The sequence below is a fragment of the Pseudonocardia sp. TRM90224 genome (assembly GCF_021245725.1).
In the GTDB taxonomy this organism is placed as follows: Bacteria; Actinomycetota; Actinomycetes; order Mycobacteriales; family Pseudonocardiaceae; genus Pseudonocardia.
This window is the reverse complement of sequence record NZ_JAJGSX010000011.1, coordinates 59,854-80,322: the sequence shown is the minus strand read 5'-3', so window position 1 is coordinate 80,322 and position 20,469 is coordinate 59,854. Positions and strand designations below refer to the sequence as shown.

The following is a 20,469-nucleotide window of genomic DNA, read 5'->3' as shown; positions in this document are numbered from 1 at the left end:
CGGCCCCGTCGAGCGGCGCCGCCTAGCGGTCGACGCGATAGTGGAGGGCGCCCGGGTACTTGGAGATCGTGGTCAGGCGGGTGCGCCGCCCGCCCGCGTGCTCGTGGAGGCGGGTGCCGTCGCCGAGCAGGAGGGGTGCGACGTACACGAGGATCTCGTCCAGGAGCCCGGCCTCCAGGCACCCGCGGGCGATCGTGGCGCCGAGCACGTTGACGTACCGCTCCCCCGCCGCATCCGATGCCGCGGCGACTGCCTCGGGCAGGTCGTCGAAGAACGTCACGCCCGGCACCGGGGTGGCCGGTGGGTTGCGGGTGAGCACGAACTGCGGCCCGCTCCAGGTGCCGCGCATCGCGCCCTCCTCGTCGGTCCCCGCGAACGGGTCGGAGGCCCGGAAGGTGCCGCCTCCGACGAGCAGGGCGCCGATGTCGAGGGTGAGGGCGGCGTCGGGATCGGGGGCGTCGAGCGGTATGTCGGCCAGCCAGGACATGTCGTCGCCCGGGCCGGCGATGAAGCCGTCCAACGACATGGTCGCCGAGTACAGGATCGTTGCCATGACCGTTGCGACGTCAGCCGGGCTGAAAAGTCATCGGTAGCCCGAACGCGGCGAACAACCCCGGGTCGTGGAACGACGTCAGCTCGACGATCATCCCGTCGGCGATCACCGGCACCCCGATCGCACACGCCTCGAACACCGTGCCGCCCGGCGGGCACAGGTACGCGGCAGCGGCCGGGTGCCCGTTCGCGTCGACGGCCACGGCGTGGAACCGGCCGATGTAGGCGGGACCGGTGGGGTCCCAGCTCAGCGTCAGCGCCTCCTCGACGGTCGCCCGGCCCAGGTACCACATCGGCAGCGGCGGCATGGCCGCCCGCACGTCCTCGGCGAGCAGCGCCGCGACCCCCGCGACGTCCGCGCGGTTCATCGCGTCCATGTAGCGGCGCAGCACGGCCCGCTCCGCGTCGGTCGGCTCCTGCACGGCCCAGTCGACACGTCGTTCGGGCAGCCGCTCGCGCAGCGTGTCGCGAGCCCGCTGCAGCGCGCTCGTCACCGACGCGACGCTCGACTCCAGCGCGGTCGCGGTGTCGCGGGCCGGCCAGCCCAAGACGTCACGCAACAGCAGCACGGCGCGCTGCCGCGGCGGGAGGTGCTGGATCGCGGCGAGGAACGCCAGCTCGATCGTCTCCCGGCCGACGATCACGGCGTCGGGCTCGGTTTCGGCCGGCGCGGCCGGTTCCCACAGCCGGTCGGGGAACGGCTGCAACCACGGGATGTCCGTGCGCGGCGGCAGGTCGACGTCGAGGCCGGACGGCGCGCCGAGGTGCTGCGGCAGCACTCGCCGCGACCGGCCGCGCAGCGCGTCGAGGCAGGCGTTGGTCGCGATCGTGTACAGCCACCCGCGCACGCTCGCGCGGCCCTCGAACCCCGCGATGCCCTTCCATGCCCGCAGAAGGGTCTCCTGCAAGAGGTCCTCGGCGTCGTCGAACGAGCCGAGCATGCGGTAGCAGTGGACGCGCAGCTCCCGCCGGTGCCGCTCGACGAGCTCGGCGAAGGCGATCTCGTTGCCCGACCGCGCGGCGGCGAGCACCTCGTCGCGGCCAGCCGTCACTTCAGGGTTCCCGCCAACTCAGGGCTCCCGCCAACTCAGGGCTCCCGCGCCACCGCGCGCAGGCGCAATGCTGCGGCGACGAGCAGCGCGACGGTGAGCCAGATGTAGGCGTGCTCGTAGCCGATCTCCAGGTGGTGCCACGCCGGGATCGCGAGCAGCGTCGGGTAGTCCGGGGCCAGCAGCGCCAGGGGGCCGTGCGAGGAGATCAGCGCCGCGACGACGAACCCTGCCCATGCCGTCACCGTACGGTCGCGCAGGGCGTGGTGCAGCAACAGGATCAGCAGCGGCCCCAGCCACACCCAATGGTGCACCCAGCTGAACGGCGACACGGCCGTCGCGGTGAGCGCGCACAGGACGACCGCGGCGAACACGTTGCCGTCGAGCGTGAGGCGCCGGCTGAGCCACAGGCCCGCCACTGCGACCGCGACCGCGACCAGGAGCCACAGCACCGACTGCGCCGTGCCCATGCCGAGCAGCCGGGCGATCATGCCGCGCAACGTCTGGTTGCCGGGGTGGTCGGGGACGCCCACCCGCGCCGGATCGAGGAACGCGCCCGACCAGAACGTCAGCGAGTCGCGGGGCATGACGATCGCACCGAGCGCGGCGGTCGCGACGAACGACCCGACGGCCGTCGCCGCTGCCCGGTACTGCCGGGTGACCAGCAGGTACACGACGAAGAACCCCGGCGTCAGCTTGATGCCGATCGCGATGCCGACGAGCACGCCCTTCCAGCGCGCGGTCGCCGGCGCGACGAGGTCGACCAGCACCAGCGCCGCGAGCAGCAGGTTGACCTGCCCGAAGGCGAACGTCTCCCAGATCGGGTGCACCCAGATCAGCAGCCCGGCGCCGGCGAGCGAGAGCCCGAACAGCCGCGGCCCGGCGCGGTACCCGAGCGCGCGCAGGCTCGCCCACACGACGACGACCAGCACCGCGGCGTTGACCGCGACCCCGGTGGCGACGAACGCCGCGCCCTCCACCAGCGCGACCGGGAGGAAGATCAGCGCAGCGAAGGGCGGGTAGACGAACTCGAACACGCCCTTGGTCGTCCCGATCAGCGGCGTGTCGTAGAGCGAGACGCCGTCGAGCACGCGTTGCGCGCCGATCCGGTACGCCGTCAGGTCGATGAGGTGCAGCACGTCGCCAGCCCGCGCGGTCAGCACCGCGTACAGCCCCGCGGAGAGCACGCCCACGACGACCGCAAGCACGAGAGCGGCCGTCGACACCTCGCGGCCGGTCGGCGGCGGCTGCGCCACGGCGGTCCCGGCGCCCTGCTCCGTCACACCCTGCTGGATCACTGCTGGACCTCTGCCTCCGATCTGATGCCTTGTTCACCATCGCCACGTGAGACTGCCGAGGTGACCGACATCGTGGCCCGATGGGGTGGTGTCATCCTCACAGCCCTCGCCGCCGTCCCGATCGCGGGGCTGGTCGCGTGGGCGTTGATGAGGTGGCGCGGGGCGTGGCGCGAGCCGTTGCTGGAGGTGGCGATGGTGCTCGGGACGCTGCCGTGGCTGTGGATGATCCTGCGCCCGAACGGGACCGGACGCTCCCTCACGCTGCTGCCGCTGACCGATCTCGCCGACCTCGGCAGCGCGCCAGCCGCGACCGTCGTCGAGCAGCTCGGCGGCAACCTGCTCGTCTTCGCCGCGCTCGGCTGCTGCCTGCCGATGCGGTGGGCGGCGTTCGCCGGGCTGTGGCGGGTGGCGCTGGTGGCCGCGGGCGCGTCGGTCGGGGTGGAGGTGCTGCAGTACGCGCTCGCGATCGGACGGCACTCGTCGGTCGACGATGTCCTGCTCAACACGGCGGGCGCGGTGCTGGCGGCGGCGTGCTCGCGGAGGTGGTGGACACGCAGGTCGGTGCCGGGTCGGGGAGGGCAGGAAAGCCACTTTCATGCCCTGTGAGGGCCGGAAAGTGGCTTTCCTGCCCTCGCATGCGGAACGCACACATCCCGGCCCGTCACCGCAGCCCGCCCGTCAGCCGCACGTCAGGCGTTGTACCGCCGCAGCTGCGGCCACAGCTCCGACCACGGCGCGCGGGGCTCGCGGCAGATCCAGATCGGGGCGCCCTGCTCCTCGTTGTCGATGCCGACGCCGTTGTCGATCGTGCCCGCGCGCTCGACCCGACCGAACAGGGTCGCCAGGCGCGCCGGGTCGGTGAAGCCGACCGCGACGACGGTCGACGTCGCCGCCGGCGGCGGGCCCCAGTCCCAGTAGGAGTTGTGCCCGCTCACCGGCTGCCCGAGCCCGTACGGCGCGCCGAACATCTCGATCGCGCCGGCCTGGCCGTAGTTCGTGGTCAGCACCACCGCGCCCGCCCGCTCGGCCGCCGGCAGGCCGTTGCGGACGGCGGCGACCTGCTCGACGAACCCCGGCCACCCGATCGACTCCCCGATGATCGGGTTGATCGTCGCGAACGGCAGGTCGCGGTGTGCCTCGACGGGCAGCACCGGCAACGCGCTGGGCAGGATCACCGCCGCCGCGGCCACCAGCGCCACCGGGAGCGCCGCCGGACGCCACCGCCGCCCGGCCGCCCAGCGTTCGAGCACCACCGCACCCGCCGCGAAGAGCAGGACGTACATCGGCGCCAGGTAGTACGACCGCCCGCCGACCACGAGCAACAGCACCACCATCGCCGCGAACACCCACGCCAGCAGCCGGTACCGCGCCGAGCGGGCCAGCCACACCAGCCCGGCGATCCACACCGGGGCCAGCAGCGGGTTCATCGTGAGCACCTGCATCGGGACGAACAGCGCCGCGGCGAGCGGACCGCCCTCGTCCTCGCGGACCGTCGCGGCGATCTCCAGCATCGGCCAGCCGTGCACGGCCTGCCACACCAGGTTCGGAGAAGCGATCAGCACGGCGAGCGCACCACCGGCCCACGGCCACGGCGAGCGCACCACCCCCCACCGCTCCCGGGTGACGGCAACCGCGACGACCAGCGCGATCGCGAGCATCACCAGCGTGTTCTTGTTCCACAGCCCGAGCCCGGCGATCGCGCCGAACCCGAGCCACCACCGGTCGTCGGTACGGTCGAAACCGTCGAGGCCGTCGAGCAGCCGCACCAGCACGAGCAGGCAGCCAGCCCACGCCAGCTGGTCGAACGCCGATGGCCCGAACAGGTGGAACAGCGCCAGCGAGATCGTCGACGTCCCGACGCACATCCCCGCCGAGAGCTGCGCGACCAGGCCGCCGCCGAACCTCGCCGCCACCACCGTCGCGATGAGCACGACCCCCGCACCGGCCAGCGCCGGCCACAGCCGGGCCGCGACGACCGAGTCGCCGAACAGCAACTTCGAGAACGCGCCGAGCGCGGGCACGAACGGCTGCTCGCTCACGAACCCCCAGTCGAGCCGCTTCGACTCGGCGAGGAAGTACAGCTCGTCGCGGTGGTAGCCGTACCCGGCCGCGAACACCACGTGCAGCCCGACGGTCGCCAGCGCGAGCAGCAACGCGGGCCCACGTCGCCACTCCGACGGCGGGAGAGCCCGGTCGGGAGTCGGATCGGTGGGCAGCGCGGCTGCGGTCATGCCGGAAATCGTCGCCGGGCGGCGGCCCGGGCACATCAACCCGCGGGCGGGACCCGCGCTCAGCCCACGGGTGGAGCGCCGCCGGCCGGCACCACCCCGTGGTCGAACGCGAAGACGATCGCCGCCGCCCGGTCCCGCGCTCCCAGCTTCGTGAAGATCGAGCGGACGTGCGTCTTGACCGTCGCCTCACTCAGGTGCAGCGCCTGCGCGATCTCGGTGTTCGTGGCGCCGCGGGCCATCCGCCGCAGGACGTCCAGCTCGCGGTCCGTGAGCAGGTCGAGCCGCCCGCCGGCCCGCCGCCCCGGCGCCGCCCGCCGGTAGGCCTGCAGCACCCGGCCGGTCACAGCGCTGTCGAACCACGCTCCCCCGCCGGCCACCGCACGCGCCGCGCTGATCAGGTCGGCGGCGCTCGCGTCCTTCAGCACGAACCCCGCGGCGCCCGCCTCGATCGCGCCCCAGAGCACGTCGTCCTCATCGAACGTGGTGAGGATCAGGACGGGCGGCGGGTCCACGCGCGACCGCAACGCCCTGGTCGCCTCGATCCCGCTGGTGCGGGGCATCCGGACATCCATCAACACCAGGTCGGCCGCGGGCAGGCCGGCGAGCAGCTCGGCGCCGTCGGCGAACTCCGCGACCACCGTGAAACCGTCGTCGGGGCCCAGGATCCGGGCCAGCCCGGCCCGGACGAGCGCCTGGTCGTCGACGATGACGGTCCGGATCAACCCAGTTCCCGTCACGTCAGCGCCCGTCACGTCAGCGCCGGTCACGTCAGCGCCGGTCACGTCAGCGGCACTCGACACCGCACCTCCCAGCCCCCTGCGACCGGCCCCGCCGACAGCTCACCGCCGGCGACCTCCGCGCGCTCGCGCATCCCGACGAGACCGTAGCGCGGCCGCTCGTCGCGTTCCCGCACCCGGAGCGGGCCGAGGCTGGTGACCGTCAGCTTCACCGCACCGTCCTCGGCGGTGAGCACCACCGCGGTCTCCGCGTCGGGGGCGTGGCGCACCGCGTTGGCCAGCGCCTCCTGGGCGATCCGGTGCACCGCGATGCCGACCCCGTCGGGCACGGGTGCCTCGCCGCTGCGTTCATAGCGCACTCGCAGCCCCTGCTCACGCACGCTGCGCACCACCTCGGCGATGCCGTCCAGGTCGGCGGCGGGCCCGCCGGGCTCGTCGCGCAGCAGCGCCATCGTGCGCCGCAGCTCGGCCATGCTGCTCCGGCCGGCGGTCTCGGCCGCGGCGAGCGCCTCGTCGGCGGCGTCCGGATCGCGGCGCAGGACGTGCCGGGCGCTCGTGATCTGCAGCAGCACCGCGGCCAGCCCGTGCCCGACGAGGTCGTGCACGTCCCGCGCGATCCGCTGCCGCTCCCCCGCGACCGCCTGCTCGGCGAGCTCGGCACGGGCGTCCTGCAACCGGTGCGCGAGCGCGAACTGCTGCCGCGCCAGCACGCCGAGCAGCCACGGGAACACGATCCCGAGCACCCAGATCCACTGGCTGAACCCCTCGGGGGGCATCAGCACCCGCACGACCAGCGGGCACAGCGCCGCCAGCACCACCAGGCCGACCGACCACGCCGTCGACCACTCGAACCAGCCGACCAGCACCGCCGCCGTGGACACCAGGAACAACGTCGGTTCGACGTCCCCACCGCGCGTGGCGAGCACGGCCGCGACCAGCACGGCGACCACGACGAGCCGCAACGGCAGCTGCGGCAACCACACCCACAGCGGCAGCAGCACCACCGCGACCAGCGCCCACGCCGCATCCGCCGCGGTCCCGGGATCGGTCGTCAGCGCGAGCACCCCGACCCCGGCCGCGAGCACCGTCACCCCGACCCTGACCAACCCGGGCTCCGGCAGACCACCTTCATCCGCTGCGTTCAGCCCGCCCAGCCGGTCCACCCCCGCAGTCTGGCCCAACTCCCCCACCGTTTTGGGTGGATGCGCGCTCTGCGGGCGCGCATGTGCCCAAAACGGTGGGGAACTTCGTCAGCGGGCGGCGATCTCCCGGACCACCTCGCGGGTGACGGGGGCGTCGACGCCGGAGCGCAGGATCGGGCCGGCGATCGCGTCGAGCTCCAGGGTCGCGCCGGCGACGGCGTCCTTGAGCATCGACGAGCGCATGGTCGGGGGCAGCGTCTCCAGCCGGGTGCGGACGGCGTCGGGGTCGATCGCGGCCCTCATGGCGACGGCCGCGGCGCCGGTCTCGTCGACGAGCGCGTCGAGCAGCCCGGGGCGGGCCTCCCGCGCCGGTCCGACCGCGTCCATCGCGGACGTCGTGAGCAGCGCGAACGGCGCGAGGAACGCCAGCTTGCGCCAGAGCAGCGTGGTCTCGTCGGGCGCGGACGAGTCGACCTTCAACCCCGCCGCGGCGAGCAGCGCGCCCGGCCCGTCGGGGGTGTCGTGCTCGGTCGAGAGCGCGTAGTCGGCGAACGGTGACAAGTGCTCGATCACCCCCGGCGCGACCCGGGTCGCCTCCACCCCGACCGTCATCGGCACCACCCGCGCCTGCGGGTACGCCGCGCGCAGCAGCGCGACGTGGTCGACCCCGTTCAGCAGCGGGACCACCGCGGCGCCGTCGAGCAGCGGGGCCGGGGCCCTGGTCAGCGCGCTGAGCAGGTCGGGCGCCTTCACCGCGACGACGAGAACGTCCACCGGCCCGACGAGCCACGGCCGGGCCGGCACGGCGGCGGACAGCTCACCGAACGCGCGGCTGCGCAGCGTCAGCCCCTGCGCGTTGATCGCGGTGCAGGTGCGGTCGGAGCCGAGCAGCGTGACGTCGTGGCCGGCCTCGGCCAGCAGCACGCCGAGCATCCCGCCGACCGCGCCGGCACCGAGCACCGCGACCCGTTGAGGAGAGCCGTTCGACATCGTTCACACCGTCCGGAGGAAGTGGTCCAGAACCCGCGCGCCGAACCGCAACGCGTCGACGGGCACCCGTTCGTCGACACCATGCGCCATCGCACGGTGGTCGTAGACGGCGGGGTCGGCCGGCAGCCGCAGCGGCCCGAACCCGTACGTCGGGATGCCGAGCGCGGTGAAGGCCTTGGCGTCGGTGCCACCGCCGAGGCAGTACGGCAGGACGACGGCGTCGGGGTCCTCGGCAAGCAGCGCCGCGGTCATCGCGTCGAACCACTCCGAGTCGAACGGCGACTGCACGGGATCGCCGCGGGTGATGAACGTACGTGTGACGCCGGGCCCGAGCAGCTCGTCGACGGTGGCGAGCACCTCGTCGGGCGCGCCCGGCAGCACGCGGGTGTCCAGCAGCGCCTCCGCAACCGACGGGATGACGTTCACCGCGCTGCCGGCGGTCAGCCCGGTCAGCGTCGTGCTGTTGCGCACCGTGGCCGCGGCCAGCACGCCGATCCGGCCGAGCCGGGCGACGGTGGCGTCGACGCCGTCGTCGGTGTCGAGGTCGACGGGCACGTCGAGCGCGGCGCCGGCGCGGGTCAGGAACTCCCGCACGGTCGGGGTCAGCTGCACCGGCCAGCGGTGCGCCGCGACGCGCGCGAGCGCCGACACGAGCGTCACGACGGCGTTGTCGGGGTTGGGCCGCGACGCGTGTCCCGCGCGGCCGGTCGCGCGCAGCCGCATGTGCATCGTGCCGCGTTCCGCGGAGCCGATCGGGTAGAGCCGCACACCGTCGACGGTGACGGAGAAGCCGCCCGATTCGCCGATGGCCGCCGCGCAGCCGTCGAACAGCTCGGGGTGCTTCTCGACCAGCCACTTCGCGCCCAGGTCGCCGCCGGTCTCCTCGTCGGCGACGAACGCGAGCACGATGTCGCGCCGGGGCGCCACACCGCGTCGCCGCCACGAGCCGACGACGGACAGCACGCACGCGCACATGTCCTTCATGTCGACCGCGCCGCGGCCCCACACGTACCCGTCCCGGATCTCGCCCGCGAACGGCGGCACCGACCAGTCGGCCGCGGCGGCCGGCACGACGTCGAGGTGCCCGTGCACCAGCAGCGCGCCCAGCGACGGGTCCTGCCCGGGGATGCGCGCGACGACGTTCGTGCGCCGCGGCGCCGACTCCAGCACGGCGGGCTCGACACCGACCTCGTCGCCCAGCATCGCGGCGACGACCTCCGCCGCCACCCGCTCCCCCACGGCGTCGCCGGGCCCGCGATTGGTCGTGTCGATCCGGATCAGCGCGGCGCAGAGCTCCGCGACGCCCCCGGACCAATCATCCGTCAGGTCATCCATAGATGCCCTGCACCGCCCCGCCCGCGATCGCCGTGACGATCTTGAAGGCCTGCATCGCCGCCGTCATCGACGGCGCGTCGAAGCCGACCCTGCGCACGTCGAGCTGCTCGACCGTGGGCACGACGGCCGCGGCGTCGGCGAGGTGCGCGGCGTCGAACTCGACCTCGATCCGGTGCGGCCCGACCGCACCCTCGCGGCGGCCGGCCCGGGTCATCGCGGCCTGCGCGGCCTCGCTGATCATGCTGGCCGTCCTGGCCGGTGGGAGGCAGATCGCGGCGTAGCGGCTCACGCATTCCTTGACGGCCACCGTGGTCGCCTCCGGCGCGTAACGCCCGGCTTCGGCGCACGCCCGGTCGTCGCCGGTCACGAGCAGCACCGGCACGCCGTGCTCGGCGGCCAGCGCCGCGTTGAGCCCGCCCTCGCCGGCCGGCTCGCCGTCGAGCCACACCCCGGTGATCGAGTTCTCCAGGTAGGTGTGCGCGAGCACGCCCTGCTGCCCCGCGCCGGCGTGGTAGCCGAGGAACACCACCCCGTCCACCGCCGATTCACCGCTCGCGTCGATGCCCTGCATCATCGAGAGCGGTTTGTGCCGGCCGGTCAGCATTCGCGCCCGCTCGTCCAGCTCCTCCAGCAGGAGGTTGCGCTGGGCCGAGTGCGCCTCGTTGACCAGCACGTCCGTCGCCCCACCCCGGACGAGACCGGCAACGGCCGCGTTCACGTCACCGGCGAAGAGCCGCCGCATGCGCTGCCACGGCTCCGTGCCGGGCACGCAGTCGTCGGTCCACGTCACACCGGTGGCGCCCTCCATGTCCGCCGACACGAGCACCCGCATGATCGTGACGCTATCGGCGGGAAAGCATTGACGCCATCGGTGGGCAGTGGTTGGTTCCCAGCACGACGAGGTGGGGGGAATCACATGTCTCGGGGTCTTCGAAGGTTGGCGTGCCTGTTCGCGGCCATGGTGATGGCGCTGGCGGGCGGGGCAGGCACCGCGCTCGCCCAACCGCCCGGCGGGGCGGTGCTCCGCGTGGCGGTGACCCAGGAGATCGACTCGCTGAACCCGTTCGTCGCGGTGTTCCTGACCTCGACGCAGGTCAACCGGCTGATGTACGAGTACCTGACGACCGCGGGGCCGGACAACTCCGCGCAGCCGGCGCTCGCGGAGAGCTGGCAGGCCGCGCCCGACAAGCTGACCTGGACCTTCCGCATCCGCGAGGCCAACTGGTCCGACGGCAAGCCGATCACGGCCAAGGACGTCGCCTTCACCTACAACCAGATCATGACCAACGACGCGGCCAAGGAGGCGAACGGCGGCGCCGTCGAGAACTACGCCTCGGTCACGGCGACCGACGACCGGACGCTGGTGATCGTCACCAAGCAGCCGATGGCGTCGATCCTCAACTCCGAGATCCCGATCGTGCCCGAGCACATCTGGGCGTCCCAGGTCGACCGGATCGGCACCCTCACCAACACCGAGACGTTCCCCGTCGTCGGCAGCGGCCCGTACGTGCTGACCGGCTACCAGGAGGGGCAGAGCGTCACGCTCCAGGCCAACGACTCCTACTGGCGCGGCCGGCCCAAGGCCGACGGCGTGCAGCTGGTCAAGTACGAGAACACCGACGCGGCGGTGCAGGGCCTGCGCAAGGGCGACATCGACCTCGTTCGCGACACGACGCCTGCCCAGTTCGACTCGCTCGCCGGCGACCCGAACATCACGCGCAACGAGGGCCGCAACCGCCGCTTCACCGAGCTGCTCATGAACTGGTCCAACCCGAGCGGTGTCGACGGCAAGCCGTTCGGCGACGGCAACCCGGCGCTCAAGGACGTGCGGGTGCGTCGGGCGCTGCACCACGCGATCGACGTCAACGCGGTGGTCGAGCGGATCAAGCAGGGCCACTCCGAGCCCGGTTACAGCATCATCCCGCCGGTCTACCCGGACTGGACGTTCACCCCGGCCCCGGGCCAGCGGCGCGACTTCGACCCCGAGAAGGCCAAGGCGCTGCTCGACGAGGCCGGCTACCGCGCGGGCCCGGACGGCAAGCGCGTCGGCCCTGACGGGAAACCGCTCGCGCTGCGGCTGGTCTCCTCGACCGACGTCGCCACGAACCGGCAGCTCGCCGACTTCATGGTCGGCTGGTTCAACCAGATCGGCGTCACGCTGACCCCGACCTTCAAGTCGTCCAACCAGGCCGACGACGACATGAGCGCCGGCAACTTCGACCTCGCGTTCAGCGGGTGGAGCGTCAACCCCGACCCCGACCCGATGCTGCACCAGCAGACCTGCAGCTACAACGCGACGGCGCAGAGCGACTCCGGCTACTGCAATCCCGAGTACGACCGGCTCTACGCGGCGCAGCAGGCCGAGCTGGACAAGCCGAAGCGCCAGGAGATCGTCAAGCAGATGAACAGCCTGCTCTACGACGACGTGCACGCGGTGGTGCTGACCCACGACCGGCTGCTGGAGGCCTACCGTTCCGACCGGTTCACCGGGTTCGTCACGCAGCCCGCCGAGGGCGGCGTGATCACCGGGCAGACCGGCTACTGGGGCTACTACAACGCCACCCCGGTCGCGACGCAGGCGAACACCGGCGGCGGCAACCCCGCGGGGATCATCGCGGCAGTCATCGGCGGCGTGATCGTGCTGGGGCTGGTGGCGTTCTTCGTCGTGCGCGGCCGGCGGTCGTCCAGCGACGAGCGCGAATAGCCGGCCGGGCGGATCACCGGTGACCGACCTGCTCCCGAGCACCACCACCGCCACCGACCTCGCCGAACCCACCAAGGGACGTGCACAGGGCGGGCTCGCGTTCGTCCTGCGCACGATCGGCGGCGGGCTGATCAGCATGGCGCTGATCGTCGTGCTGGGCTTCTTCATGTTCCGGGTGCTGCCGGGCGACCCGGTGCGGGCGATGACCCGCGACCGGCCGGGCAACCCGGAGCAGCTCGCGCGGCTGCGCGCCGAGTTCGGGCTCGACCAGCCGCTGCCCCAGCAGTTCCTCGACTACCTGGGCGATCTCGCCCGCGGCGACCTCGGCACGTCGTACAAGTACAGCCAGCCCGTCACCGACCTGATCCTCGGGCGGCTCTGGCCGACGGTGCTGCTCACCGGCACCGCGCTGGTGATCTCGGTGGCGCTCGGGCTGTGGCTGGGCAGCCGCGCGGCGTGGCGGCACGGCAGCGCGTTCGACCGGTTCACGACGGCGACGGCGCTGGTGCTGTGGTCGGTGCCGACGTTCTGGCTCGGGCTGATCGTGCTGATGGTGTTCGCGGTGGCGCTCGACCTGTTCCCGACCGCCGGGATGACCTCACCGGGTGGCGTCGACGGGTTCTTCCCCGCCGTGCTGGACGTCGCGCACCACCTGGTGCTGCCGTGCCTGACGATGGTCGCGGTCGTCTACGCGCAGTACCTGATGGTGATGCGGTCGTCGCTGCTGGAGGAGATGACCGCCGACTACCTGACGACGGCGCGGGCCAAGGGGCTGCGCGAGGACCTCGTGCGGCGCCGGCACGCCGTGCCCAACGCGCTGCTGCCGACGATCACGATCATCTTCCTGCAGGTCGGGTTCGTCGTCTCGGGCGCGGTGACCGTCGAGACGGTGTTCTCCTGGCCGGGCCTGGGCCTGCTGACCTACCAGGCGCTCGCCGTGCCCGACATCCCGCTGCTGCAGGGCACGCTCATCGCGCTCTCCTCCGCTGTGGTGATCATGAACGTGGCCGCCGACCTGGTCTACCGGCTCGTCGACCCGCGGGTGCGGACCCGGTGACCGCGAGCATCGCGTGGGAGCGACGCCGCACGGCGGCCGCCCGGTTCGCCCGCACGTACGCCGAGCAACGCAGCGGGCTGGCCGGCCTCGTCGTGCTGGGCGCCACGCTGGTCGTCGCGCTCACCGCGCCGCTCTACATCACCGCCGACGACCTCTCGGTGATCACGGCGACCGGTGGCGTGCTGGAGCCGCCGAGCGCCGCCTACCCGCTCGGCACCGACGAGAGCGGCCGCTCGGTGCTGGCCCTGACGATCATGGGCAGCCGGATCTCACTGCTGGTCGGGGTCGCGGCGACGCTGCTCTCGGTGGTGATCGGCTCGCTGGTCGGCATGCTCGCCGCGCACTTCGGCGGCTGGCCCTCCGCGATCCTGATGCGGCTGACCGACTTCTTCCTCGTGCTGCCCTCGCTGGTGCTCGCGATCGTGCTCTCGACGGTGCTGCAGCGCGGCGCGTTCACGATCATCGTCGCGATCGGCGTGACGTCGTGGGCGTCGACCGCGCGGCTCGTGCGCGCGCAGACGCTCGCGATCGAGGCCCGGCCCTACATCGAGCGGGCCCAGGTGCTGGGCGGCGGCCACGCGCACGTGCTCGGCAAGCACGTCCTGCCGGCGGTGCTGCCGCTGGTGCTCGCCAACACGACGCTGACGGTCGGCAGCGCGATCATCTCCGAGTCGACGCTCGCGTTCCTCGGGCTCGGCGACCCGGCGAGCGTCTCCTGGGGAACCATGCTGAAAGCGGCCGTCGACTCCGGGGCGATCACCGCAGGCGCGTGGTGGTACCTGCTGCCGCCGGGGATCGCGATCGTCGCCGTGGTGCTCGGGTTCACCCTGTGCGGGCGGGCGCTGGAGATCGTGCTGAACCCGGCGCTGGCGGCTCGCCGATGACACCGACATCGGAGACCCCGTTGCTGGAGTACCGGGACCTGACGGTCGACTACCGCACCCCGCGCGGCTGGGAACCCGCGGTGCGGGGCGTCTCGCTGTCGCTCGGCGCCGGCGAGACGCTCGGGATCGCCGGCGAGTCGGGCTGCGGGAAGACGACGCTCGCCATGGCGGCGCTGCGGCTGCTCCCGCGGGATGCCCGGATCGGCGGGTCGGTGCTGGTCGGCGGCGTGGACGTGACCGGGCTGTCGTGGGGCAAGCTGCGCGCGCTGCGGTGGGCGCAGGCGTCGATCGTGTTCCAGGGCGCGATGCACTCGCTCAACCCCGTCCGCACGGTCGGCGACCAGATCGCCGAGCCGATCCGGCTGCACTCCCCCGCGGCCAAGGGGGTCCCGCAGCGCGTCACTGAGCTGCTGGCGCAGGTGGAGCTGCCCGCGGCCCGCACGAACGCCTACCCGCACGAGCTCTCCGGCGGGCAGCGGCAGCGGGTCATGATCGCGATGGCACTGGCGTGCGACCCCGACCTCGTAATCGCCGACGAGCCGACGACCGCGCTGGACGTCGTCGTGCAGCAGCAGGTGCTCGACCGGCTCGCCGTGCTGGTCGCCGAGCGCGGCGTCGGGCTGATGATGATCAGCCACGACCTCTCGGTGCTCGCCGCGAGCTGCCGGCGGGTCGTCGTCATGCAGGACGGGCTGGTGGTCGAGGACGGGCCGTCGGATCAGGTCATCCACCGGCCGCAGCACCCGCACGCCCGCGCGCTCGCAGCGGCGTTCCCCACCGTCGGCGACCCGGCGTCGCGGCTCGTCGAGCACGCCGAACCCGGACCGGGGCCGACGCTCGCGGCCGAGCGGCTCACCGTCGACTTCCCGCTGCGCGGCGGCGGCGGTGTCCGCGCGGTCGACGGCGTGTCGTTGCAGGTCCGGCCGGGCGAGATCGTCGCGCTGGTCGGCCAGTCCGGATCCGGCAAGACGACCCTGGCCCGGTGCCTGCTCGGCGTGCAGCAGCCCACCTCGGGCGAGGTGCGCTACGGCGACGCGCCACTGCCGCGGTCGTCGCGCAGGCTGCGCGGGTACCGCCGCAGCGTCCAGCTGGTGCTGCAGGATCCGACCGGGGCGCTCAACCCGCGCCACAGCGTCTACGAGGCCGTCGCGGAAGGGCCGCGGGTGCACCGGCTGCCCGGCGACGAGGCCGCGATCGTCGCCGCGGCGCTGGAGCAGGCCGAGCTGCGCCCGCCGGAGCGGTTCCTGCCGGTGCTGCCCTCGCAGCTGTCGGGCGGGCAGCGGCAGCGGGTCGTCATCGCGGGCGCGCTGGCGCTCGCCCCGACGTTCCTCGTGGCCGACGAACCGGTCGCGTCGCTCGACGCCTCGGTGCGCCGGGAGATCCTCGCGCTGCTGCTGCGGCTGCGCACCGAGCTCGGGCTGGGCGCGCTGGTGATCACCCACGATCTCGGGCTGGCCTGGACGATCGCCGACCGCGTCGCCGTCATGCACCAGGGCCGGATCGTGGAGTCGGGCCCTGCGGAGGAGGTGCTGCTCGACCCCCAGCACGACTACACCAAGCTGCTGCTCTCGGTGCTGCCGACGAACGTCGAGAACGACGTCGCGGCCGATCCGGGATAGCGGAACAGCGTGGACGTCGTTCTCGACGGCTACCTCGTGTGCGCGATGATCTCCGCCGCGTCGACGAGCGTCGCCTCGGCGGCCGTCTTGCCGGTGGCCGCGAGGTAGGTGTCGACGAGCCGGTTGCCCGCGGCGTACCCGGCGCCGGTCGGCAGCCCGACGGGCGTCCCCCCGTACCGCGCGGCGATCGTGTCGCCGTGGACGTAGGACGCGAAGTTCTGCATCCCGGTGACGTCGAGGCCGGCCAGCACCTTCTCGAACACCGCGTCGTCGCCCTGCGACGGCACGCCGATGCGCGTGTAGCCGAGGTCCCCGTACAGCTGCCGGGCGAACGCGTCGGCCAACCCCTCGCTGACGACGTGCTCCCCGACGGTCACCGTCATCGGGTTCCAGACGACCGTGCTGTAGCGCAGGTTGTGGTTCAGCTCGTGCACGGCGGTCGCCTCGATCCGCTCCAGGTTCTCCGGGAACGGCCAGACGTTGAGCAGGATGTAGCCGGAGAGCCCGCCGTTGCCCGTCACCCCGAGCGCGGCGTCCATGAAGAGGGTGTCGGCGGGGTCGCCCAGCACGAGCAGCACCTGGATGTCGGGCACCGTGATGCCCGGTGTGGCGTCGAGCTGCACCTTCAGCGCGTCGTTCAGCGCCGTCTCGATCCGATCCCACACCCGGGCCTCGTGCATCGTCTCCAGCGCGGGCAGGACGCGCTCGTCGTCGCGGTCGATGCGGAACGCGCTGCCCATTTGGTGCAGGTCGACGAGGTCGGGCTCGCCGGGGAAGAACCGGTACATGCCCGCGACCGGCTCCAGCATGCGACGCAGCAGGGCCGGGCGGTCGGCGAGCGGAGCGTGCAGGATCTCGCGCATCGCCGCGTAGCTGTCGATCACGGTGATGGTCATGACGGCGACCGTAGTGGTTGCCCCTGCGTCAACCGCCAGCCCTTTACCGAACGAACGTCAATGTGGGTGTATCCGCATCGAGCACCACGCTCGCCCCGAGGGGCACGCTGAGCTGGCCCTCGGCGTGGCCGAAACCGAACTCCTCGACGACCGGGATGCCGAGCCCACCGAGCCGGTCGACCATCACGTCGTGCACCCGCTCGGGCTTGCCGCACTTGAGCCACGACCCCAGCACGACCCCGGCGACGGTGTCGAACCAGCCGCTGCGCAGCAGGTGGGTCAGGAAGTGGTCGATCCGGTACGGCGCCTCCGTGATGTCCTCCAGCAGCACGATCGAGCCGTCGGGCGGGGCCGGCACGCCTGCGACGCCCAGCGTCGAAACGATGAGGCTGAGCGTGCCGCCCACCGTCGGGCCGGCCGCGGTGCCGCCGACCAGCGTGCGGGCGGACGGGCCGCCGTGCAGGGTCGGCTCCCGCTCGAACAGCATCCGGCGCATGTTCTCCTGCGCGACCGGCTCGGCCATCGCGTCGCTCGCGACTAGCGGGGTGAACATCGTGACCAGCCCGCAGGCCGGGCCGAGGACGGCGTGCAGCGCCGTGATGTCGCTGGAGCCGGTGAAGACCTTCGGGCCGGCCGCCGCCATCGCCGTCCAGTCGAGCAGGTCCAGGATGCGCAACGCCCCGTAGCCACCGCGGGCGCAGACCACGGCGGCGTTCCCGGGGTCGCACCACGCCTTCTGCAGCTGCGCGGCCCGCTCGGCGTCGGTCCCGGCGAGGTAGGGCAGCGTCGGGTGGTGCCGCTCCGGGTCTGCGGCGCACCGCACGTCGAGGCCCCACGACCGCAGCACGTCCAGGCCCGCGGCGAGCTGCGGGGCCGGGGGCGGGCCTGCCGGCGCTATCACCTCGACCCGGTCCCCCACCCGCAACGGCTCCGGCCAGCACCGACTGATCGACTCCACGGCGCGACGCTATCCCGTCGACAACGACGTTATGGCTGCCCCACGGCTCGTGAAACAACCACAACGTCGTTGTCGACGGCGTCGCCGCCGGGTGCCCGGCGCCGGCGCCGGTTCAGCAGCACGATCGCGACGGCCGCGAGCAGCGGCACGACACCGCAGAACGTCATGCCGATCCGCGGACCGTAGGCGGCGGTGATCCAGCCGATGATGGGCGCGCCGATCGGCGTGCCGCCGGTGAACGCGAGCATGTAGAGGCCCATCACCCGGCCGCGCATGGCCGGCGCGACGGCCGTCTGCACCGACGAGTTCGCCATTGCCTGGAACGCCAGGTTCGTGATGCCCATCAGCACCAGCGCGACGAGGAACAGCGGGACGCCCGGCGCCCACCCCGCCGCGATCTGGGCGATGCTGAACGCCGCGGCCATCACGACGATCAACCCGGTGTGCGAGCGGGTGCGCCCGCCGGCCAGCAGCGCGCCGGCGACCGAGCCGACCGCGAGGACCACGTTGAACAGGCCGTACAGGTCGGCGCCGCCGGCGAACGTCGTGTCCGCCATCGCCGTGAGCACCACCGGGAACTTCAGGCCGAACGTGCCGACCACCCCGACCAGCACGATCGTCCACGCGACGTCGGGCCGGTCGGCGACGTAGCGCAGCGCCGACCGCAGCTGGCGCGGCGCGCGCGGGGCCGGCGGCGTCCGCACCAGGTCGGCGCCCTTGATCAGCAGCAGGCCGAGCAGCGGGCCCGCGTAGCAGAGCGCGTTGGCCGCGAACGCCCACCCGATGCCGACCGTCCCGATGAGGACCGCGGCCACGGCGGGGCCGAGCAGACGCGAAGTCTGGAACACCGCGGCGTTGAGCGCGATCGCGTTGGGCACGTACCGCGCGGGCACGACCTCGTTGACGAACACCTGCCTGGTGGGATTGTCGACGACGAACACCAGCCCGCCCGCGAGCGCGAGCAGATAGACGTGTCCTACTTGGACCTGGCCGGTGAGCGTGAGTACCGCGAGCGTGCTGGTGAGCGCGAGGTTGAGCGACTGGGTAACGGCCAGAATCAGACGTTTCGGATATCTGTCAGCGAGCATCCCGCCATGCATGCCGAGCAGCAACATCGGCAGGAACTGCAACGCCATCGTGAAGCCGACGGCCGTGGGGCTGCCGGTCAGCTGGAGCACCAGCCAGTCCTGCGCGATGCTCTGCATCCAGTTGCCGGTGTTGGCAACGCTCTGACCTGCGGCGTAGACGCGGAAATTGGGCACGGCGAAGGCTGCGAAGGTGCGGCGCCGCGGTGGTGGTGCTGGGTTCTTGATCGGGTCGATCGGTTCGATCGGGCTGGTCGGGGTGGGAGCGGCCGCCGCCGTTGTCACTGCAAACCTTCCGTCGTGATCGGGGAACATTCCCAGTTTCGAACGCCGGAACGCTATTCTGAACCCCGATCATTCGACTTACTGTTATTGCGGGGCGTAATGACCGACCTCTATGACCCGATCCAGCTGCAGACGTTCCTCGCGGTCGCGCAGACCCGCAGCTTCACGCAGGCCGCCGCCAGGCTGGGCATCCGGCAGCCCACGGTGAGCCAGCACGTGCGCAAGCTGGAGGAGATGACGGGCCGCACGCTCGTGCAGCGCGACACGCACACCGTCGAGATCACCGGCGACGGCGAGGCGATGATCGGGTTCGCGCGCGCGATCCTCGCCTCGCACGAGCACGCCGCCTCGTACTTCCGCGGCGAGCAGCCGCACGGTCGGCTGCGGATCGGCATGTCCGACGACCTCGCGTTGACCCGCCTGCCGCAGATCCTGCGCGACTTCCGCCGCGCCAACCCGCTCGTCGACCTCGACCTGACCATCGACCAGAGCGGCACTCTGCACCGCCGGCTGGAGAACGACCGCCTCGACCTGTTCGTCGGCAAGCGCCCGCGCGGCGAGCACGAGGGCACGCTGGTCAAGCGCGACCGGATGGTGTGGGTCGGCGCCGCGGCGACCCGCATCGACCCGAGCCGGCCGGTGCCGCTCGTCGTCTACCCCAACCCGAGCCTGAGCCGCACGGCGATGCAGCACGCGCTCGACCGCACCAACACGGCCTACCGCAGCGCCTGCATCTGCCGCGGCGTCAACGGGCTCATCGCGGCCGTCTCGGCGGGGATCGGGGTCTCGGCGATGGCCGGCAGCCTCGTCCCCGTGCAGCTCACCCGGCTCGGCGCGCAGCACCGGCTGCCCGAGCTCGGCTTCATCGACCTCGTGCTGATCACCAACCCGCGCACGGAGCACCGGCCCGCCACCCGCGCGCTCACGACCGCCGTGCTCGCCAGCGGCCCGTCCTCGCTGGCAGCCCCGTAACTTCCCCACCGTTTTGCCAACTTGCAGACCTCCGAGGGTGTGCAGATTGGCAAAACGGTGGGGAAGTTCGCGTGCTTTCGGGGCGGTGGCAGGAGACGATCACCGCGTGAACCGCCATCTCGCTGTGATCGACATGCAGGTCGTGTTCGCCAACCCGGCGAGCCCGTGGGCCACCCCGCGTTTCGCCCAGATCGTTCCCCGGGTGCAGCAGCTCGTCGAGTCGATGGCGCCGCGGGTGACGTTCACCCGCTTCGTCCCGCCGCCGGTCCCGCACGGCTCGTGGCAGACGTACTACGACCGGTGGCCGTTCGCGCTGACCTCGCCCGACGCCGAGCTCTACGACGTCGTCACCGACCTCGCACCGGGCACGTCCCACGTCGTCACCGCGACGACGTTCTCGAAGTGGGGCCACGAGCTGGCCGCGGCGGTCGGTGACGGCACGCTCGTGCTGGCCGGGGTGTCGACGGACTGCTGCGTGCTCTCCACCGCGCTCGCCGCGGCCGACGCCGGCGTGCCGGTGCAGGTCGTCGAGGACGTCTGCGCCGGTGTCGACGACGCGAGCCACGCCAAGGCGATCGACATCCTCCGGCTGTACGCGCCCATGATCGACGTCGTGCGCAGCGGCACGCTCATCGCCTGATCAGGGGCGTTTCCCCGGCATCGTGATCGGGAACG

At 72.7% G+C, this 20,469-nt stretch carries 19 protein-coding genes; 7 read left to right on the top strand and 12 right to left on the bottom strand.

The window, feature by feature from the left end; translation table 11 throughout:
* Positions 1-22: 22 nt before the first annotated feature.
* Genes LL648_RS19510 through LL648_RS19500 form a run of 3 tightly spaced genes read right to left on the bottom strand, consistent with a single transcriptional unit; the run spans position 23 to position 2,899 of the window.
* On the bottom strand, positions 23-553 hold the full coding sequence (locus tag LL648_RS19510; RefSeq protein ID WP_232664041.1) for a dihydrofolate reductase family protein: 531 nt from the start codon (positions 551-553) through the stop codon (positions 23-25).
* 13 nt (positions 554-566) lie between these two features.
* Positions 567-1,604, bottom strand: a complete 1,038-nt coding sequence (locus LL648_RS19505) for a sigma-70 family RNA polymerase sigma factor (protein ID WP_232664040.1) — start codon at positions 1,602-1,604, stop codon at positions 567-569.
* 35 nt (positions 1,605-1,639) lie between these two features.
* Entirely contained in the window at positions 1,640-2,899 is a 1,260-nt protein-coding gene (locus LL648_RS19500) for a glycosyltransferase 87 family protein (protein ID WP_232664039.1), read from the bottom strand.
* Positions 2,900-2,959: 60 nt separating this feature from the next.
* Between LL648_RS19500 and LL648_RS19495 the strand changes: the two genes are divergently transcribed.
* Positions 2,960-3,505 (top strand): VanZ family protein, encoded by a 546-nt coding sequence (locus LL648_RS19495; protein WP_232664038.1) that lies wholly within the window; start codon positions 2,960-2,962, stop codon positions 3,503-3,505.
* An 83-nt stretch (positions 3,506-3,588) separates the two neighbouring features.
* On the opposite strand, the gene LL648_RS19490 is transcribed toward LL648_RS19495, so the two are convergent.
* The 6 genes from LL648_RS19490 to LL648_RS19465 form a co-directional block, all read right to left on the bottom strand.
* Positions 3,589-5,130, bottom strand: a complete 1,542-nt coding sequence (locus tag LL648_RS19490; protein WP_232664037.1) for an ArnT family glycosyltransferase — start codon at positions 5,128-5,130, stop codon at positions 3,589-3,591.
* Positions 5,131-5,189: 59 nt separating this feature from the next.
* Entirely contained in the window at positions 5,190-5,930 is a 741-nt protein-coding gene (locus LL648_RS19485) for a response regulator transcription factor (RefSeq protein ID WP_308190360.1), read from the bottom strand.
* Entirely contained in the window at positions 5,909-7,048 is a 1,140-nt protein-coding gene (locus LL648_RS19480) for a sensor histidine kinase (RefSeq protein WP_232664036.1), read from the bottom strand. The genes LL648_RS19485 and LL648_RS19480 overlap by 22 nt, the downstream gene beginning before the upstream one ends.
* 69 nt (positions 7,049-7,117) lie before the next feature.
* On the bottom strand, positions 7,118-7,999 hold the full coding sequence (locus tag LL648_RS19475) for a ketopantoate reductase family protein (RefSeq protein ID WP_232664035.1): 882 nt from the start codon (positions 7,997-7,999) through the stop codon (positions 7,118-7,120).
* A gap of 3 nt (positions 8,000-8,002) precedes the next feature.
* Positions 8,003-9,334, bottom strand: a complete 1,332-nt coding sequence (locus LL648_RS19470) for a M20/M25/M40 family metallo-hydrolase (protein ID WP_232664034.1) — start codon at positions 9,332-9,334, stop codon at positions 8,003-8,005.
* Entirely contained in the window at positions 9,327-10,166 is an 840-nt protein-coding gene (locus LL648_RS19465; protein ID WP_232664033.1) for a M55 family metallopeptidase, read from the bottom strand. Before LL648_RS19465 ends, LL648_RS19470 begins: the two co-directional genes overlap by 8 nt.
* An 84-nt stretch (positions 10,167-10,250) precedes the next feature.
* Between LL648_RS19465 and LL648_RS19460 the strand changes: the two genes are divergently transcribed.
* From LL648_RS19460 to LL648_RS19445, 4 genes are read left to right on the top strand one after another with little or no spacing between them, the layout of a single operon-like run.
* Positions 10,251-12,038 (top strand): ABC transporter substrate-binding protein, encoded by a 1,788-nt coding sequence (locus tag LL648_RS19460; protein WP_232664032.1) that lies wholly within the window; start codon positions 10,251-10,253, stop codon positions 12,036-12,038.
* 19 nt (positions 12,039-12,057) lie between these two features.
* Entirely contained in the window at positions 12,058-13,095 is a 1,038-nt protein-coding gene (locus LL648_RS19455) for an ABC transporter permease (protein WP_374112075.1), read from the top strand.
* The gene (locus LL648_RS19450) at positions 13,092-13,979 is read left to right on the top strand and encodes an ABC transporter permease (protein WP_232664031.1); all 888 of its coding nucleotides are present in this window, start codon (positions 13,092-13,094) and stop codon (positions 13,977-13,979) included. Before LL648_RS19455 ends, LL648_RS19450 begins: the two co-directional genes overlap by 4 nt.
* Positions 13,976-15,598, top strand: coding sequence for an ATP-binding cassette domain-containing protein (locus tag LL648_RS19445; protein ID WP_232664030.1), 1,623 nt, complete (start codon positions 13,976-13,978; stop codon positions 15,596-15,598). The genes LL648_RS19450 and LL648_RS19445 overlap by 4 nt, the downstream gene beginning before the upstream one ends.
* 29 nt (positions 15,599-15,627) lie before the next feature.
* Here the strand turns inward: LL648_RS19445 and LL648_RS19440 are convergent, their stop codons facing one another.
* Genes LL648_RS19440 through LL648_RS19430 form a run of 3 tightly spaced genes read right to left on the bottom strand, consistent with a single transcriptional unit; the run spans position 15,628 to position 18,822 of the window.
* Positions 15,628-16,494, bottom strand: coding sequence for a DUF2268 domain-containing protein (locus LL648_RS19440; protein WP_232664029.1), 867 nt, complete (start codon positions 16,492-16,494; stop codon positions 15,628-15,630).
* A 43-nt stretch (positions 16,495-16,537) separates the two neighbouring features.
* Complete coding sequence (locus LL648_RS19435) at positions 16,538-17,452, bottom strand: S66 peptidase family protein (protein ID WP_232664028.1); 915 nt, start codon at positions 17,450-17,452, stop codon at positions 16,538-16,540.
* 29 nt (positions 17,453-17,481) lie between these two features.
* Positions 17,482-18,822, bottom strand: coding sequence for an MFS transporter (locus LL648_RS19430; protein WP_232664027.1), 1,341 nt, complete (start codon positions 18,820-18,822; stop codon positions 17,482-17,484).
* 99 nt (positions 18,823-18,921) lie between these two features.
* On the opposite strand from LL648_RS19430, the gene LL648_RS19425 reads away from it, so the two are divergent.
* Positions 18,922-19,794, top strand: a complete 873-nt coding sequence (locus LL648_RS19425) for a LysR family transcriptional regulator (protein WP_232664026.1) — start codon at positions 18,922-18,924, stop codon at positions 19,792-19,794.
* 106 nt (positions 19,795-19,900) lie between these two features.
* A complete protein-coding gene (locus LL648_RS19420; protein WP_232664025.1) occupies positions 19,901-20,434 on the top strand; it encodes a cysteine hydrolase family protein in 534 nt (177 codons plus the stop codon).
* Positions 20,435-20,469: the final 35 nt, after the last annotated feature.